The sequence below is a fragment of the Dyella sp. BiH032 genome (assembly GCF_031954525.1).
In the GTDB taxonomy this organism is placed as follows: domain Bacteria; phylum Pseudomonadota; class Gammaproteobacteria; order Xanthomonadales; family Rhodanobacteraceae; genus Dyella_D.
Genome location: NZ_CP134867.1, coordinates 2890156 through 2909111, shown reverse-complemented (window position 1 = coordinate 2909111; position 18956 = coordinate 2890156). Strand labels below are relative to the sequence as shown.

At 66.7% G+C, this 18956-nt stretch carries 6 protein-coding genes; all 6 read left to right on the top strand.

What is annotated here, in order from left to right:
• Window positions 1-447: 447 nt before the first annotated feature.
• The 6 genes from RKE25_RS12915 (at window position 448) to RKE25_RS12890 (ending at window position 18905) form a co-directional block, all read left to right on the top strand.
• On the top strand, window positions 448-3273 hold the full coding sequence (locus RKE25_RS12915; RefSeq protein WP_311838511.1) for a TonB-dependent receptor: 2826 nt from the start codon (window positions 448-450) through the stop codon (window positions 3271-3273).
• 88 nt (window positions 3274-3361) lie between these two features.
• On the top strand, window positions 3362-4564 hold the full coding sequence (locus RKE25_RS12910) for a glycoside hydrolase family 27 protein (RefSeq protein ID WP_311838510.1): 1203 nt from the start codon (window positions 3362-3364) through the stop codon (window positions 4562-4564).
• A gap of 356 nt (window positions 4565-4920) precedes the next feature.
• Entirely contained in the window at window positions 4921-5634 is a 714-nt protein-coding gene (locus RKE25_RS12905; protein WP_311838509.1) for a FadR/GntR family transcriptional regulator, read from the top strand.
• 91 nt (window positions 5635-5725) lie between these two features.
• Entirely contained in the window at window positions 5726-7312 is a 1587-nt protein-coding gene (locus RKE25_RS12900) for a sodium:proton antiporter (RefSeq protein ID WP_311838508.1), read from the top strand.
• Between the two features lie 450 nt (window positions 7313-7762).
• A complete protein-coding gene (locus RKE25_RS12895) occupies window positions 7763-7918 on the top strand; it encodes a hypothetical protein (protein ID WP_311838507.1) in 156 nt (51 codons plus the stop codon).
• Window positions 7919-8018: 100 nt separating this feature from the next.
• The gene (locus RKE25_RS12890; protein ID WP_311838506.1) at window positions 8019-18905 is read left to right on the top strand and encodes an autotransporter-associated beta strand repeat-containing protein; all 10887 of its coding nucleotides are present in this window, start codon (window positions 8019-8021) and stop codon (window positions 18903-18905) included.
• Window positions 18906-18956 lie beyond the last annotated feature (51 nt).

Sequence of the window (18956 nt, the reverse complement as noted above, 5' to 3'; positions counted from 1 at the left end):
TTGTTTTACGCCATGTGCGCGAGCGTGGCGTCAAGGTGCGATGAAATGCAAGGCGCATCATTGCGAGGCGTTCGCGAGCGTATTTGCAACGCCTGAATCGCCGCGCTGCGCGTGACGTGGTTGGCAATGCACGACATGCATGCGTCGCAGGGCAACAAGATGTTGCGGCGCAGCTTGCTATGTCGGGCGACCAATCTAATGATTCGTCCGCTCATCATATTTGTATGATTAAGTGATATTCCGGCCGATTCGTTAGAGGGGCGATCGCCCGGGGTTTCAGCCTGGCGACAGGCAAGCAGGGCAAGCAAAGCAATCAGTCAAAGAACACGGCGCTCATCGCGCCGGAGGCTCCGTTGCGCCCGATAGCAGCACCGTTCGTGTCGCAACGACGGAAGTGATCGTCAAAAAGCAGCCTCATCGTGCAGCCAACTTTGGGAGAGGTGTGGAATGCAGCGACATATTCTGGCGGGCTCGATCCATCAAGCGTTGTTCGCGGCGGCGGTGATCGCCTGTTCCGCGTACGGCTCCGTGCATGCCCAGGACGCCACCGCCGCGCAGGGGAGCGGCGCAACGCCGGCGCAGGGTACGGCCACCGACGACAAGCAGAAACGCGACGGCAAGGACGTCGTGGAACTCAACGGCGTCAGCGTCACCGGCCAGCTCGCCTCGATCCGGCGCGCGCAGGCCATCAAACAGGACGCCACCAGCGTGGTGGATGCCGTTTCGGCCGAGGAGGCCGGCAAGTTCCCCGATCCCAACGTGGCGGACGCCCTGCAGCGCGTGCCCGGCGTGGCCGTGGACCGCAGCGGTGGCGAGTCGAGCCGCATCACCGTGCGCGGCTTCGGCCCGGACTTCGTCAACGTGCTGTTGAACGGCCGCACCATGGCGACGGACGCGACCGATCGCGCGTTCAACTTCGACGTGCTGCCGTCGCAGCTCATCAGTACCGCCGAGGTGCGCAAGACGGCCACCGCGGATATCGCCGAAGGCGGCATCGGCGGCACGGTCAATATCATCACGGCGCGTCCGCTGGACACGAAAGGCTTCCACGCCGCGGCGAGCATCGCCGGCGTCAATGACAGCCTCTCCTCTTCGATCAAGGGCGGCGTCACGCCGCGTGCCTCGGCGATCATGAGCAATACCAACGCCGACGGCACCTTCGGCTGGCTGATCGCGGGCATGTACGACCGCCGCGACCACCGCGAGCAGACGATGAACACCTCGGGCTGGATCACCGGGCTGAACTACAGCCAGATCAACCCGGCCTATACCAATATCGCGCTGCCGCAGACGCTGTCCGGCTCGGACTACGTGCAGACCCGCACCCGTCGCGGCATCAGCGGCGCGATTGACTGGAAGCCGCTGGACCAGTTGACGGTCAAGTTCGACACGATGATCTCGAACTACAAGATCGACTCGCAGTACCACGCGTTCGGCTCGTACATGAACACTTCGGACGTGCAGTCGCTGACCGCCGACGGCAACGGCACCGCGCTGAGTTACGTGCGCGGCAACACCGGCGTGCTGGCCAACGACTACATCGAGGAACGCAATCCGCGCAATGCCTACAACGAACAGACAGGCCTGAACCTGGCGTGGCAGTTCAACCCGTCCACGGTGCTGGACTGGGACACGGCGGTGTCGCGCGCCTGGAACAAGGAGTCGGCCAATGGCTACTTCATGGTGGTCGGCACCCGCAACATCGGCGTCAATCCCACCTGGACCAACAACGGCTCGTCGCAGCTGCCGAGCTATAGCAACCTGATCTCGACCACCGACACATCGGACCTGCGCGCGCATTGCTGCTCGCTGGGCGGCGAGTCGCCGAACGTGAGCGACCGCATCCTGCAGAGCCGCCTGCATTTCGGCAAGAGCTTCACCGACGGCGTGCTGGCCCAGCTCGACTTCGGCGCGGAATTCATGAAGCGCACCAAGACCGAGGTGACCTGGCGCACGCCGAACAACCTGTATTGCGCCGAGTATTGCGGGTACATCGCGAAGATTCCCGCCGATGCCATCAAGGCGCATCTCTACAACGCGGGCACGATGGTCGACGGCGTTTCGCCCGGCTATCCGCAGCAGTGGCTCACTTACGACGTGCCCTCGCTGCTGGCCTATCTCGCCAGCCCGGCGGCGTACAACCAGCTGCCCAACCCGGGCGCGTTCGCGGCGGCGCTGGCCGCCAACGGCGGCACTTTCGCGGCGCGGCCGGATGCCTCGGGCTACAGCCAGGTGGCGGAGCGCACCAAGTCGGCCTACGGCAAGGCCAACTTCCAGGGCAACCTGATCGAGCGGCCCTGGTCGCTGGAAGTGGGCCTGCGCTACACCAAGACGGACACCACTTCGCGTGCCTACGCGGTGCCGCTGTTGGCCATCACCATCAACCCGAACGACACCAGCAACGCCATTCCCACCTACGGCACGCTGTCGCCGGTGTCGGCCGACGGCAGCTATTCCAACTGGCTGCCTTCGGCCAACTTCAAATGGAGCCTGCGGGACGACCTGATCTTCCGCGCGGCCGTGTCCAAGACCGTTACGCGCCCGGACCTCAGCAACCTCTCCGCCGCCACCAGCTACAACTTCCGCCCGGCGACGCAGGGCGTGACCCAGGGCAACACGGGGCTGAAGCCGTATACCTCGAAGAACTATGACCTGGGCCTGGAGTGGTATCTGTCCGACACCAGCTACCTGGCGCTGGGCGGCTTCGAGAAGAAGGTGAGCAACTTCACCACGCTGGTCACCACCAAGACCAACATCCTGGGCTTCCCGTTCGATCTGACCCGGCCGATCAACCTCAACACCGCGACCATCAAGGGCCTGGAAGCCGCCGCCACCTATCAGTTGACCTGGCTGCCCGATCCATTCGACGGCCTGGGCGTGGCGGCGAACTACACCCACGTGATCAGCAACGCCTCGGCCAACGCCGGCGACGTGAGTACGCAGGGCAAGTTCGCGGTGCCGGGCATCGGCGATTCGGCCAACGCCAGCATCTATTACGAGAAGGGGCCGTTCCAGGTGCGTGTGGCGTATAACTGGCGCGACGCCTATCTGGAGACCATCTCCGGCGACGAGAGCCAGCCGACCACGGTCAAGGCCTACGGCCAGCTGGACATGAGCGCGAGCTACAAGCTGATGGAGAACGTGGCCGTGTTCGTCGAAGGCACCAACCTGACCCGCGAGAAGATCTTCAAGTACCAGGTCTACATGAACCGGCCTTCGTACGCGGAGGTCAACGGCCGGACGCTGTCGGCCGGCATCCGCGCTTCGTGGTGAGTTTCCCCGGGCGGGCGGCGCGCATCCCCCGCATGTTCCGCGCGTCGCCCGCCGTTCTTTTCGATCGAGAGTCGCCTGGAGAGATGTGATGAAAGGTATGTCCGCAACGATGACCCGCCTGGCCGCCTGCGTCGCCGTGACGTTTGCCGTCGCCGTCCAGGCAGAGGACGTCAACCCGGAGTGGTCCAGCGCCGCGGTGCCGCAGATGGGCTTCAACAACTGGAACTCCACCCACTGCCGCGACGAGTTCAACGAAGACATGATCCGCGGCGTGGCCGACAAGATGGTGAGCAGCGGCCTGCGCGACGCCGGCTATCGCCACATCAACCTCGACGACTGCTGGGCCGACTGGCAGCGCGACAAGAACGGCAACCTGCAGCCCAACCTCAAGCGCTTCCCGCACGGCATCAAGGCCCTGGCGGACTATGTCCACTCCAAGGGTTTCGCCTTCGGCCTGTATTCCAGCGCCGGCACCAACACGTGCGAGCCGCACCAGGAGAACCGCGGCTTTCCCGGCGGCCTGGGCCATGAGAAGCAGGATGCGAAGTTCTTCGCCTCGGTGGGCGCGGACTACCTGAAGTACGACAACTGCAACAACGAGAAGAAGCCGGCCAAGGAACGCTACGCCGCCATGGGCGAGGCGCTGCGCGCCACTGGCCGCCCGATCTTCTACAGCCTGTGCGAATGGGGCGAGAACAAAGCCTGGCTGTGGGGCACCGACCCGGCCGTCGGCGCGCAGTCGTGGCGCACTACTGGCGACATCCAGGACAACTACGCCTCCATGCTGAAGATCTTCAAGGAGAACGTGGTGCTGGACGCCTATGCCGGTCCCGGCCACTGGAACGATCCGGACATGCTCGAAGTGGGTAACGGCGGCATGACCGACGTGGAATACCGCTCGCACTTCAGCCTGTGGTCGATCATGGCCGCACCGCTGCTGATCGGCACGGATCTGCGCAAGATTTCGCCTTCCGCGCTGGAGATCCTCCTCAACAAGGAGGTGATCGCCGTGGACCAGGATCCGCTGGGCAAGCAGGGCAAGCAGGTGCGCGATGCGGGTGGCATCCACGTGATCGTCAAGCCGATGAAGGACGGTAGCCATGCCGTGGCCGTGTTCAACGAAGCGGACAAGGCGCAGGACGTGTCGGTGAGCGCCAAGGAGATCGGCCTGGCCGCCGGCCGCTATCGCATGCGCGACCTGTGGAAGCATGCCGACGCGCAGGGCGATGGCTCGATCAAGCTGAAGCTGGAGCCGCATGCGACCGTGATGTATCGGGTGTATGCGATGTGAGGGCGTTTTTTCCTCAGGGTCCGAGTCAGAAGCTCTTCTCCCCTCCGGGGAGAAGATGCCGGTCCCACGGGGACTTCCTTCGGTCGCAGCAGATGAGGGGCGGGTGCTCGCAAAGAGCTTCTAGAGCCACGGGCTAACCCCAATACCGCCACATCCATCATTGCGCTCCGTAGGGCCCTCACCCCAAACCTCTCCCCGGAGGGGAGAGGGGGCTGTGCGTGCGAGCTGGACGTTGCCCACCCCAAGTTGGCAAGATCGCCCGCGACAGGGACGGTTTCATGCGACACATAGCCTCGATACCCGGTAGCTAGCCACTTGCATCGCACCAGCCACTACCCGCAGAGGTCGCGTCTTCAATGAGGAAGCCGAACGCCGTTCGCAATCTGTACGGACACGTCATGCAGGAGATCGGCCAGCGCATCGTCAGCGGCAAGGTGCAGCCGGGCGACGTGCTGCCGCGCGAGGAGGCGCTGGCGGAAAGCCTGCAGGTCAGCCGCACCGCGCTGCGCGAGGCGATGAAGGTGTTGTCCGCCAAGGGGCTGATCGAATCGCGTGCCGGTGTCGGCGCGCGCGTGCTGGAGGAACGTTTCTGGAACCAGCTCGATGCCGACGTGCTGGCCTGGCGCTGCGCCTCCATGCCTACCGATGCCTTCGTCGACAAGCTGGTGGAGATGCGCGAGATCATCGAGCCGGCCGCCGCCGCGGCCGCCGCGCGCCGCCGCACCGATGCGCAACTGGCCGACATCGCCTCGGCCTACGACGCCATGGCGGCCTCGCAGACCCTGGATGAGTGGGCCGAGGCCGACTTGCGCTTCCACGAAGCCGTGCTGCACGCCACCGGCAACGAGCTGTTGTCCTCGCTGTTTTCGGTGATCGATACCGCGCTGGGCACCTTCTTCGTGCTTTCCGCGCGCAACGCCAGCAATTTCCGCTACTCGCTGCCGCACCACCAGAAAGTGCTGGAAGCGATCCGCCGCAAGCAGCCGCAGGTGGCGCACAAGTCCATGCTGGCGATGATCGCCGACTCGCAGGCCAACCTGCGGCGCAGCCGGGGCAGGGCCAGGAAATAGGCCGGGCGGGGCGCCGACACAGGGACGACGTGCGTCGTGACACCATGGCTCGCCATCCAGGCGACAGATCTCGGCTACGCAACCGGCATCCATGCAAGTCTTCGAGACCATCCTCATCCTGCTGCTCGGCGCGGCCGTGGTGTCCTCGTTCGCGCGGCGCGTCAATATTCCCTATCCGGTGCTGCTGGCCGTGGGCGGCGCTCTGCTCACGTTCCTGCCCAATGCGCCGCAACTGGAATTCCCGCCTGACCTGGTGCTGGTGCTGTTCGTCGCGCCGGTGCTGATGGATGCGGCATTTGACACGTCATGGCGAGACTTGAGTGCGTCATGGGTGCCGGTGCTGTCGCTGGTACTGGTGGCCGTGGTGCTCACGACGGTGGCAGTCGCTTTCGTGGCCCGCTGGCTGATACCGGGCATGCCATGGGGCGCGGCGGTTGCGCTGGGTGCGTTGCTCGCGCCGCCGGACGCCGTGGCGGCCACGGCCATCCTGCGCAAGCTGCCGGTACCGCTGCGCATGCGGATGGTGCTGGAAGGGGAGAGCCTGCTGAACGACGCATCGGCGCTGCTGATCTATCGCGCCGCTGTTGGCGCGGTAGCGACCGGCGGATTCCATGCGGCCTCGGCACTGCCGATGTCCGGGCTGGTGGTGTTCGGCAGCGTGGCGTTCGGCCTGGTGCTGGCCTGGCCCATCAGCCGGTTCATGCGGCACTTCGAGGAAGCGTCCAGCGCGGTGATCTTCCAGTTCGGCATCACCTTCGGGCTCTGGCTGCTCGCCGAGCGGCTGCGCTTGTCGCCGATCATCGTGGTGGTGACGTTCGCGCTGGCGATGTCGCGGCTGAGCACGCGCCCGATGGCGGTCAACATCCGCACCGCATCGTTCGCCATCTGGGAGACGGCGACGGTGGTGCTCAACGTGCTGGCGTTCACTCTGGTAGGGCTGCAACTGCGGCCCATCCTCGCCCGGTCCGGCGCGGGCGAGCGCTTCCATCCGCTGGGCATGGCGCTGATCATCCTGGCGGTGGTGATCGGGGTGCGCCTGGGCTGGGTGCTGGTGCATCACCTGCTGGTCCGGCTCAACAGCCTGCGCGAGGCAGGCGGGCAGGCGGAGCGGCCGGCGCCGCCGGCCACGCTGAAAGGCGCGCTCGTGATCGGCTGGTCCGGCATGCGCGGCATCCTGACCCTGGCCGCGGCGATGGCACTGCCGGCCGGATTTCCCTATCGCGATTTCATCCAGCTCACGGCCTTCGTGGTGGTGCTGGGCACGTTGGTGATCCAGGGGCTGACCTTGCGGCCGCTGCTGAAGCTGGTGCGCCTGCCGTCGGACGGCACCGTGGAGCGCGAGCTGAAACAGGCGCGCGAAGCCGCGCTCCATGCGGCCCTCGCGGGCTTGCCCGCCGACGAGACGCCGCCATCCGCACGCGTGCGGCAGCAATTGATGGCCGCGCTCGACCATCTCGAAGACGGCCATTCGCCCGGCAGCCATGCGGACAACGTGTTGCGCCGCCGGCTGGTGGCGAGGTCGCGGCGCGCCATCCAGGACCTGCGCCTGTCCGGCGCCATTGGTGACGACGCCTTCCGCCAGGTGGAGGCGGAGCTCGACTGGGTGGAACTGAGCACCGGCGAGTCCGGCGATCCGGGCGAGACGACCTCCGCCATGCCGGAGAAACGCGACGGTTAGGCGTTTCATCGTCGCATGAGGTTGTCATGTGTAACGAGCTTTTAGGTTGCGCCCGATGGGTGCTTGCGTGTCGCCCTGCAAGCACATGCATGGCGTCCCGGAGGCCTACGAAAAAGCCAGTGCCCCCAAATTTCTGCGGGCGCTGGCTTAAGCCATTGCAGCGAAACGGAAGTCCGCCGGCTGTCTGGCGATCGATGAGTCATACCAGTGCTTGGCCTTGGCCAGGCGCGACCTGTCGCCTACGTTGCATGCGAAGCGAATGTGAATTGCCGAGTGTCGCAAGGGGTGACCTTACGCACACCTTACGACATAAAGAAATTGCGTATGATGTCGCCCGACTAGGGACAGGGGTGTCTCACGTCAGTGAGGTAACGACCCGGCATCTGCCGGCCGCCGTCGAACATGCTTGAAGAGACTGGCGCCTTCATCCCAAGGCGTCGGGAGGGGATCGTGAATTCTTCAACTGGCAGGGCTGTCGTTTTCGAATCCGGTGTCGTTCCAGCGGTGTGGGTCTGCCATGCCGCGCATTTCTTCAAGCCGCCTTACCGCTACGCATTCGCCATGCCCGGCCGCGTCGATCAACCGCGCGCGCCGCCCTCCGGCTGATCCGCGTCCGGCGCTGCACCCGCGCGAAACCGCCATCCACGTCAATCGCCCGTGACGGCTGTCCGTCGCGCAGGTCCGTTCGTTCCTACAGGGGAAATCCATGAATCGCGTATTCCGCATTGTCTGGTCGCGGACGTTTAATGCCTGGGTCGTTGCTTCCGAGCTCACTGGCCGGCATGGCAAGGGACGAGGCCGTCCCGGCACATCGGGTGCGGACGAGCGTGCGTCGTCCTCCCGCGTCGCCGGCGCCTGGACGCTTCGGCTGAGCGTGATCGCCGCACTCGCGGCGGCGTATGCACCACAGGCATCGGCCGTCGACCGCTACTGGGACGTCAACAGCGGTTCGGCGGGCAGCGGCGGCACCGGCACGTGGAATACTGTGGCGCCGTACTGGAATGCCGCCAGCGATGGCGTGGCCGGTCCGTTCTACACGTGGGACAACGCAAGTCTCGACAATGCCATCTTCGCCGGCACCGCCGGCACGGTGACGCTGGGTGCGCCGATCACGGCCAATGCACTCACGTTCAACACAGCTGGCTACACGCTCACGGGCGGCACGCTCGCGTTGGCTGGCACCACGCCGACGATCACAGGCGCTGCCACGATCAACTCCGTCATTGCCGGCAGCGCGGGGCTTAGCAAGGCCGGCGGCGGCACGCTCGTTCTCAGCGGGACAAACACTTTCAGCGGCGGCGTCAACGTCAATGGCGGGTCGCTGAGCATCACGACCGACGGCGCGCTCGGTGCCGCCGGCAACGGCGTCACCATGGCCGCGGGCACCGGCCTCGTCGCGACCGGCGCCCTGGCTTCCACACGCCTGGTCACCTTGAACGGCGGCACAGTGAGCCTCGGGGGTGCCGGCGTCGGCGCGGCGCGCTTCACGGGCACGGGAAGCCTCAGCATGGCCAGTGGTGTGACCCTGAGCAATGCCGCCAACGACTACGACGGCATCACGACATTCGGCACCGGCGGCACCTATGGTTTCACCTCGGTGGGCAACATCGGCGAAGCCAGTTCACTCGGCAAGCCGAGCACGGCCGCCAACGGCTTGATCAATGTCGTGGCCGGCGGCGGTCTCGGCGGCACGTTGAATTACAGCGGATCGGGCAATGTGTCGAACCGCGACTGGCGTTTCGGCAATACGTCCAGCGGCGGCACCGCGCTGCGCAATATCGGCACCGGCACCTTGACGCTCACCGGCGACATCGCGTTGACCAGCGCCTGGGCGCCCACTCACTCTTTCGGTGCCGTTTCCGGCGACATGCAATTGCTCGGCGCCATCAGCAGCGCCTCGACCCGCACGGTCACCTACAACGGCAGTGCGGGACGCGCGATCACGCTGGGTGGCGCCAACAGTTATACGGGTCCCACGATCATCAACACGATCACCGTGTTCGCGCCGGTGCTGGCGGACAGCGGAGTAAACAGTTCCTTCGGCACCGGCACCACCGGCAACCTGAATCTGCAGAACGGCACGTTGCGCTATACCGGCACGGGCGGATCGTCCGGACGCACGCTGACGTCGGACGGCATCAGTGCCTTCGCCAACGACGGCACTGGCGCGCTTTCCTATAGCGGCATCGTCGGCTTCGTCAGCGGTGGTACCGACATCCTGACGCTGGGCGGCAGCTATGCCGGCACAAACACCGTGAGTGGTGTCGTCTCGGGTACCGGCAACCTGGTGATGAACGGAGCGGGCAACTGGCTTCTCAGTGGCGCCAATACCTATGCCGGCACCACCACTGTGCAGGCCGGCACCCTGACGGCGGGCAATACCCAGGCGTTCGGCGCATCAAAGGGCCTCGTCGTCAACGGCGGCACCCTGGATATCAACAGCCTGGCCATCACCGCGCCATCGCTGGCCGGCACCGGCGGCGTGGTGCAGCTGGGCGCCGGCACGCTTACGTTGAATGCCTCGACAGGCAGTACCACCTATGGCGGCACCATTGCGGGCAGCGGCGGATTGACCAAGCTTGGCGCGGGCACGCAGACACTCTACGGAGCGCACACCTACAGCGGCGCCACCACGATCGGCGGTGGCACGCTGGCGCTGGATTTTGCCGGTAGTCCGAGCATCAACGTGATCAGCGGCACCTCCACGCTCAACCTTGCCGGCGGCACGCTGGCGGTGAAGGGCACGAGTGCTGCCAACACCCAGGTGTTCAATGGTCTGAACGTCACCGCCGGCAACAACCGCATCAATGCCACCGCCGGCACCGGCGGCATGCTGACGGTGAGCCTGGGCGCGATCAGCCGCAGCGGCGGCCTGATCGACTTCGGCTACAACACTGGCGCGACCATCACCACCACGCAGCCGGATGGCGCGCTCGGCGGCTGGGCGACAGTCAACGGCACCGACTATGCGCAAGTATCGAGCGGCGTGATCACCGCGTTCACGGCTTATGCCAACAAGGACGACGCCAGCCAGTGGCTCAATGGCGATATCGTCAGCGACGAGGGCGGCGCGGCGAATACGCCATACTTCGGCACCGTGAATGGCAGCGTCGCGCTGGGTGGCCTCAAGTACACGGCCGCGGCACCGTCGACGGTAAACGTGGGCGCGGGCAATACGCTTAGCGTGGACGGCAGCATCATCGTGTCGCCGACGGCGGGCGGCGCGGCGCAGACGATCCAGGGCGGCTCGCTGACCGGCGGCGCCGGCGGCAGCCCGCTCGGTGTGCTGCAGAACAGCTCCGGCACTTTCGGTATCCGCTCGACCATCGTCGATAACGGCGGCGCTACCGGTGTCAGCGTGGGCGGGCAGGGCACGGGGGCCGTGATGCTCACCGGCGCCAACACCTATACCGGTGGGACCACGGTGAGCGGCGGCACGCTGAACATCAACAGCGTTGCCAACGGCGGCTCGGCGAGTGCCATCGGTGCCTCGAACAGTGCCTCGTCCAATCTGGTCTTCGAGAACGGCACGCTGCGATACACCGGTGCGACCAGCAGCACCGATCGCGGCTTTACCCTGGTCAACGGCGGTCCGTCGCGCACGATCCAGGTGGACGGCACCGCCAACCTGGCGTTCGGCGGTGTGGTCACCAGCCCTGACGACGCCGGCTTTACCAAGACCGGTGGCGGCACCTTGACCTTGTCGAACGCGGCCAATGATTTCGTGGGCCCTGTGACGGTGAGCGGCGGCCTGCTTTCGACCGGCGCGCTGGCCAACGGCGGGCTGGCCAGCGGTATCGGCGCCGGCAGCAGCGCCCCGGCCAACCTGGTGCTGCAGGGCGGTGGCGGTCTGGAATACACGGGCGCCACCACCTCGACCGACCGCGGTTTCACATTGTCCGGTGGCCAGGGCCATGTCCAGGTCGATCAGGCCGGCACCACAATGACCGATAGCGGCACCGTGGTCGGCGCGGGCACGCTCTACAAGGATGGCCCCGGCACGCTGGTGTTGTCGGGGAACAATACCTATACCGGCGGCAGCACGGTCACCGCAGGCATTCTGCGCGCCGGTTCGGCGACGGCCTTCGGCGGCAACGGCCCCGTGACGGTCAACGCCGGCGCCACCCTGGATACAGCCACGTTCAATGTTGGCATCGGCGGATTGAACGGTGCCGGCGCTGTCACGCTGGGCGCGGGCAGCATCTTGACCATCAATGGCAACGGCACCTTCTCAGGTGCCATCAGCGGTGCGGGCGTCGTGTCGGTGCTCGGGCATACCGAGGTCATGACCGGTTGCGGCAACACTTACACCGGAGCCACGGTTATCACCTCCGCCGTGATCAGCACCGACTGCTTGGCCAATGGGGGGCAGGCGAGCGGTATCGGTGCCTCCAGCAGTGTACCGAGCAATCTGACGCTCAACGGCGGCACGCTTGTGTATACCGGTACCAGCACAGCCATCGATCGAGGCATCTATCTTTACGGCAACGGCGCACTCAGTGTCAGCACGGCCGCCACCACGCTGAGCGTGAGCGGCAGCCTCCAGGGCGGCGGGCAGTTCCAGAAGCAGGGTGCGGGCAGTCTGGTGCTGAGCGGGGCCAATACCTATACCGGGGGTACCTATATCCGCGGGGGCACGCTGCGTGCCGGTACGACCAATGCCTTCGGCACCGGCTACATGGCATTGGACAACACGGCCGGCGTGCTACTTGACCTCAACAATTTCAATACCAGCGTCAGCTATCTCACTGGCGGCGGCACGACAGGCGGCAGCCTCAGTCTCGGCAGCGGCACGCTGACGATCACCAGCGGAAGCTCGGCCGCGTCGGCGACCTATGCCGGCGCCATCTCGGGCACCGGCAGCCTGGTCAAATCGGGGGCGAATGTCGAGTATCTGGCCGGCGGCGCAAGCACTTACGCCGGCACTACCACGGTCAACGGCGGCGTGCTGTCGGTCAATGCCCTGGCCGATGGCGGCGCGGCCAGTTCGATCGGCGCATCGGGCAACGCGGCAAGCAACCTGGTGATCAACGGCGGCACCCTGCAGTACCTTGGTGCTGGCAGCAGCACGGACCGCTTGTTCACCCTGGGACCATCCGCCGCCAGCGCCCTGGATGCGTCCGGTACGGGTGCGGTGCAGTTCACCAACACCGGAGCGCTGGCCTTCAGCGGCACCAACACGACGCAGACGGTGACGCTCACGGGCACCAGCGCCGACAACAACAGCCTGGCCTTGCAGCTGGCCGACAACGGCACCGGCAAGACCTCGATGAGCAAGACCGGTACCGGCACCTGGATCCTGCGCAACGCGGCCAGCACGTACACCGGCGTCACCACCATTACCGGCGGCGTGCTCGGCGTGGACAAGCTGGCCAACGGCGGGCAGGCGAGCAGTATCGGCCAGTCCTCCAGCGCGGCTTCCAACCTGGTGATCGGCAGCGGCGCCACGCTGCGCTACACCGGTGCGGGCGATACCACCGATCGCCTGTTCACGCTGTCTACCGGCGCGAGCGTGGTCGAGTCCTCCGGCACCGGCGCTATCGTCTTCAGCAACACCGGTTCGGCCGCCTACGCGGGCAACGGCAATCGCACGCTGGGCCTCGGCGGCACCAACGCGGGCCTCAACGTGATGGGCGGCACCATCATCAATGGCCCCGGCGGCATCACTACCGTGGCGAAGAACGATGCCGGCACCTGGGCACTCACCGGCACCAATACCTACACCGGCAATACGGTGGTCAACGGCGGCATCTTGCAGATCGGCGCGGGCGGCACCACGGGCTCGATCGCCAGCCCCAGCGTGATCGTCGCAGCCGGCACCCTGGCCTTCGACCGCTCCGACACCATGACACTGGCCGGCACTGTGTCCGGCGCTGGCACGGTGGTGCAGCAGGGCACGGGCACGACGGTGCTCACCGCCGCCAACACGTATACCGGCGGCACCACCATCACAGCCGGTACACTGCAGCTGGGCAATGGCGGCGCCAACGGCAGCATCGCCGGCGACGTCACCGACAACGGCACGCTGGCGTTCGATCGTTCGGACACTTATGCGTTTGGCGGCCTGATCAGCGGTACCGGTGGCGTCACGCAGCTCGGCAGCGGTACCACCGTGCTCACCGCGGCCAACACCTACACGGGCGCAACCACGGTGCAGGCGGGCACCTTGCTGATCAATGGCGACCAGACCGCGGCCACGGGGGCGACCACGGTGCAGGGTGGCGGCACGCTGGGCGGCAAGGGCATCATCGGCGGTAGCGTGACAGTCAGCGGCGGCGGCACTCTCAACCCCGGCGACGCAGGCGCGGCGGGCACGCTCACCATCGACGGCAGCCTGAGCCTCGAAGCCGGGTCCGCGATGAATTACCAGTTCGGCCAGGCCAATGTCGTGGGCGGGGCGCTCAACGACCTGACCGTGGTGCATGGCAACCTGGCACTGGACGGCACGCTCAACGTGAGCGCGACGCCCGGCGGGAGCTTCGGGCCGGGCCTGTACCGCATCATCAGCTACGATGGCGCGCTTGCCGACAACGGCTTGGCGCTGGGCACGACGCCGAGCGGCACGTTCCAGGTGCAGACGTCGGTCGCGCACCAGGTGAATCTGCTCAACAGCGGCGGGCTGACGCTCAATTTCTGGGACGGTCCCGCCGGCCATGGCAACGGCACCGTCGATGGCGGTACCGGTGTCTGGCAAGGTGTCGGCGGCAACAGCAACTGGACCGACCAGAGCGGCCAATACAACGCACCATATGCCGACGGCGAGTTCGCCATCTTCATGGGCACGCCGGGCACCGTGACGGTGGACAATAGTGCAGGCACGGTGCGCAGCTCCGGCATGCAGTTCGCGGTGGATGGTTACCGCGTCACCGGCGCCAACATCGTGTTGAATACCGGTCAGGTGATCATCCGAGTGGGCGATGGCACGGCGGCGGGCGCGGGCATGACGGCGACCATCGGCACCTCGATGACCGGTACCGGCGTCGCTTTGGTAAAGGAAGATCTCGGCACCTTGGTGCTCACTAAGAACAACGGCTTCACGGGAAGTACCGCAATCAATGGCGGCGTGGTGGAGATATCGAACAATTCCTTTCTGGGTGGTGCCGTAGCCACGCTCAGTTTCGACGGTGGCACGCTGCGCAACACATCGGCGTTCCTTCTGCCGCGCACCACGACGATCAATCAGGGCGGTGCGACGTTCGATACCCGAGCCGACCTGAATGTCACGCGCACGATCTCCGGTGCCGGCGCGCTCATCAAGACCGGCGCCGGCGCCCTTACCCTGAGCAGCGCTAACACTTACGCCGGCGGCACCACCATCAATGCGGGCCGCATCGTCGTATCCGGCGATGCCAACCTTGGCGATGCCAGTGGCGCACTGACCTTCAACAATGGCGTGCTGGAGAACACGGCGAGCTTCGCGTCCAGCCGTAGCGTGACTTTGAACAGTCCGGGCGGCCGCTTCCTCACCGATGCCGACCTCGCGCTCAATGGTGTGATCGGCGGCACCGGCGCGCTGATCAAGGATGGCGGCGGCACTCTGGTGCTCGGTGCGGACAGTGGTTATACGGGCGGGACGCTGATCCAGTCGGGTACGTTGCAGCTGGGCAGCGGCGGCACCAGCGGTTCCATCCTCGGCGCGGTCGCCAACAACGGCACGCTGGTGTTCAATCGCTCGGACACGCTTGCCTTCGCGGGCCAGATCTCCGGCGCCGGCGCGGTGGAGCAGCGAGGCACCGGCACGACCGTGCTCAGCGCCGACAACAGCTATGCCGGCCCCACGGCAGTGCGTGCAGGCAGCCTGTTCGTCAACGGCGATCAGACGCTTGCCGGCGGCGACACCTCGGTCGACGCAGGCGGCACGCTTGGCGGCAAGGGCGTCATCGGCGGCAACGTGACGCTGGCCGATGGCGCCACGCTCAGCCCGGGCGACGTGGGCGCCGCGCCGGGCACGCTGACCGTCAAGGGCAATCTGGCGATGAGCGGCGCCAGCGATCTCAACGTCAGCTTCGGCCAGGCCAACGTGGTGGGCGGCCCGCTCAACGATCTGGTGCAGGTCGGTGGCGACCTCGCGCTCGACGGCTCGCTCGATGTCGCGGTGAGTTCGGGCGGATCGTTCGATCCGGGCATCTACCGCATCATCGGCTACAACGGCGCGCTGACCGACAACGGCATGACGATCGGCTCGGTGCCCACGCCGAACTACTTCCTGCAGACCTCGATTGCGCATCAGGTGAACCTGGTCAACACGGCCGGCCTGAACGTCGATTTCTGGGACGGCAATGGCGCGCGCGGCGACAGCCAGGTGCAGGGTGGCGATGGCACGTGGCAGAACGCCAGCGGCAACGACAACTGGACCCTGATCGACGGCAGCGTCAACGCGCCGTACCAGGATGGCTCGTTCGCCGTCTTCGGCGGCACGGCCGGCACGGTGACCGTGGATGACAGCCTGGGTGCGGTGAACAACGGCGGCATGCAGTTCGCGGTGGGCGGTTACCGCGTGCAGGGCGACAGCATCGCGCTGGCCGCGACACCGACCGTCATCCGCGTCGGCGACGGCACCATGGCCGGCACCGGCATGACGGCGACCATCGCCTCCGTGCTCACCGGCACCGGCGGCATGACCAAGTCGGACCTTGGCACGCTGGTGCTGGCCGGCGACAACACCTACACCGGCGGAACCACCATCGCCGGTGGCGCGCTGCAGCTCGGCGAGGGCGGTACGAGCGGTTCGATCCTGGGCGATGTGACCGACAACGGCGTCCTGGCGTTCAACCACTCGGTTGCCCAGACCTTCGGCGGCACGGTGTCCGGCACGGGCGCGCTGATGCAGGTGGGCAGCGGCACTCTCGCGCTCACCGGCGCCAATACGTACACCGGCGAAACCATCGTGCAGAGCGGCTCGTTGCTGGTGAATGGCGACCAGTCCGCCGCGACCGGTGCCACCACCGTGCGCAGCAGCGGCACGCTCGGCGGCACGGGCACGCTCGGTGGCGACGTGAGGGTCGGCGATGGCGGCACGCTCAGCCCGGGCGACGCGGGCGCGGCCGGCATGCTCACCATCAACGGCAACCTGACGTTCGCGGGGACCAGCACGCTCGATTACCAGCTCGGCCAGGCCGGCACGGTGGGCGGCGCGCTCAACGATCTGACCGTGGTGCACGGCAACCTCACGCTGGATGGCACGCTCAACGTCACGCCCACCGCGGGCGGCAGTTTCGGCGCGGGCGTGTATCGCCTCTTCAGCTATGACGGTGCGCTTACCGACAACGGCCTGGCGCTGGGTGCCGTGCCGTCCACGGACGCCTTCGTGCAGACATCCATCGCGCACCAGGTCAATCTGGTGAACAGCGCCGGTCTCACGCTGAGCTTCTGGGACGGCCCCGGTCATGCCAACGACGGCGCCATCACCGGCGGCACCGGCACGTGGCGCCTGCTCGACAACGACTATTGGACCGACGCGAGCGGCTCGCTCAATGCGCCTTACAGCAATGGCACGTTCGCGGTGTTCGGCGGCACGGGCGGCACGGTGACGGTGGATAACGCCAACGGCCAGGTGACGGCCTCGGGCCTGCAATTCCAGGTCGACGGTTATCGCGTGACGGGCGGCACGCTCGCACTGACCGGCGGCGCGTCGACCATCCGCGTCGGCGACGGCACGGCGGCGGGCGCGGACATGACCGCCACCATCGACGCCGCGCTGTCGGGTACCGGCATGCTGGTGAAGGACGACCTGGGCACGTTGGTGCTCTCTGGCGCCAACACCTATGCGGGCGGCACCGACGTGCACGCGGGCACGTTGCAGATCGCGAACGACGGCAATCTGGGCTCGTCCTCGGGCAATCTGTCGATCGACCACGCCACGCTGCACACCACCGGCGACATCGTCAGCAACCGCACGGTGGGCCTGGGCGGGGCCGCCACCATCGACACCGATGCCGGCACCACGTTCCAGCTGAGCAACGGCATCGGCGGCACCGGCAGCCTGACCAAGGCCGGTGGCGGCACCTTGGTCCTGGGCGCATCGAGCTACGGCGGCGCGACCACGGTGACGGCGGGCACGCTGGCCGCCGCGGTGGACAATGCGTTCAGCGCGTCCTCTGCGATGACGGTGCAGGCCAACGCCACGCTGGACCTGGCCGGCCACGCGCAGAGCCTGGCGTCACTGAATCATGCCGGCACCGTCCACTTCGGCAGTGCGCCCGGCACCACGTTGACCGTACAAGGCGACTACAGCGGGCAGGGCGGCACGCTGCTCTTCAACACCGCACTGGGCGACGACAGCTCGGTGACGGACCAACTGGTGGTCGCCGGCAACACTTCCGGCAACACCACGGTGCGCGTCCACAACGTGGGCGGCGCCGGCGCACAGACCACGCAGGGCATCAAGCTGATCGACGTGCAGGGTGCATCGAACGGCAGCTTCGCGTTGCAAGGCGACTACGTGTTCCAGGGTCAGCAGGCGGTGGTGGCCGGCGCCTACGCGTACCGCCTGTACCAAGGCACCGCCGGCACGGCCGATGGCGATTGGTACCTGCGCTCGGCGCTCGTCAACGGCAGCAACAACCCGGGCGGCCCGACCGGTCCGGGAAATCCTGGCGACCCCGACAATCCGCCGCCGCCGCTGTACCAGCCCGGTGTGCCGCTATACGAGGCCTACGCGGGCATCCTGCAGCAGATCAACACGCTGGACACGCTGGCCCAGCGCACCGGCGACCGCCTGTGGAGCGGCGCGCAGGCCGACGACAACATGAAGCCCGGCGAGGGCCTGTGGGCTCGCGTGCAAAGCGGCGACCAGAGCTTCAGGCCGGAGACCAGCACCAGCGCCACGCGTTATGACCTTTCTACCTGGAAGGCCGAAGCCGGCATCGACACCACGCTGAGCGAAGGCGAGGGCGGCAGGCTGGTCGGCGGCGCGACGCTGCAATATGGCCGCTACCAGTCGAACGCGCGCTCGGTCTATGGCCAGGGGCGCTTGAAGACCGAGGGCTACGGCATTGGCGCCGCACTCACCTGGTATGGCGAGAGCGGTTTCTACGTCGACGGCCAGGCACGCTGGACGCGCTATGACACCGACCTGCGCTCGACCACGCTCACGCAACTGCTGGAAGACGGCAACAAGGCCAGCGGCTATGTCGTCGGCGTGGAAGCGGGCCGCCGCCTCCGCCTCGGCGACCAGTGGTCGCTGATCCCGCAGGCGCAGATCACCTACGGCAAGACCAGCTTCGACAGCTTCAACGACGCGTTCGGCGCGCACGTGTCGCAGCAGAAAGGCAACAGCGGCACCGGCCGCGCCGGCGTGATGGTCGACTACCGCAGCGCCCGCCAGGGCTCGGCCGGCTCCGTCGCCACCCACGTCTACGCCATCGCAAACCTCTATCGAACCTTCGGCGACGCGGCACGGGTGGACGTGGCCGGCACTGACTTCACCACGCGCAACGAGCGTTTGTGGGGCGGTTTCGGCCTGGGCACCGCGATCGACTGGGCAAACGGCACGTACTCGGTGTACGGCGAAGTGCAGGGCAGGACGGGCCTGAAGCATTTCGGCGATTCGCACGAGGCGAATGCGACGGTGGGATTCCGGATGCGGTGGTGACGCCGAGGCACAAAGCTTTAGGAGGCGGCGCCATGCCGCCTCCTTCTTCGG

Bases quoted from the DNA above. Each gene is read 5' to 3' on its own strand.
- RKE25_RS12915 (WP_311838511.1), top strand. From the start codon at position 448: ATGCAGCGACATATTCTGGCGGGCTCGATCCATCAAGCGTTGTTCGCG.
- RKE25_RS12910 (WP_311838510.1), top strand. From the start codon at position 3,362: ATGAAAGGTATGTCCGCAACGATGACCCGCCTGGCCGCCTGCGTCGCC.
- RKE25_RS12905 (WP_311838509.1), top strand. From the start codon at position 4,921: ATGAGGAAGCCGAACGCCGTTCGCAATCTGTACGGACACGTCATGCAG.
- RKE25_RS12900 (WP_311838508.1), top strand. From the start codon at position 5,726: ATGCAAGTCTTCGAGACCATCCTCATCCTGCTGCTCGGCGCGGCCGTG.
- RKE25_RS12890 (WP_311838506.1), top strand. From the start codon at position 8,019: ATGAATCGCGTATTCCGCATTGTCTGGTCGCGGACGTTTAATGCCTGG.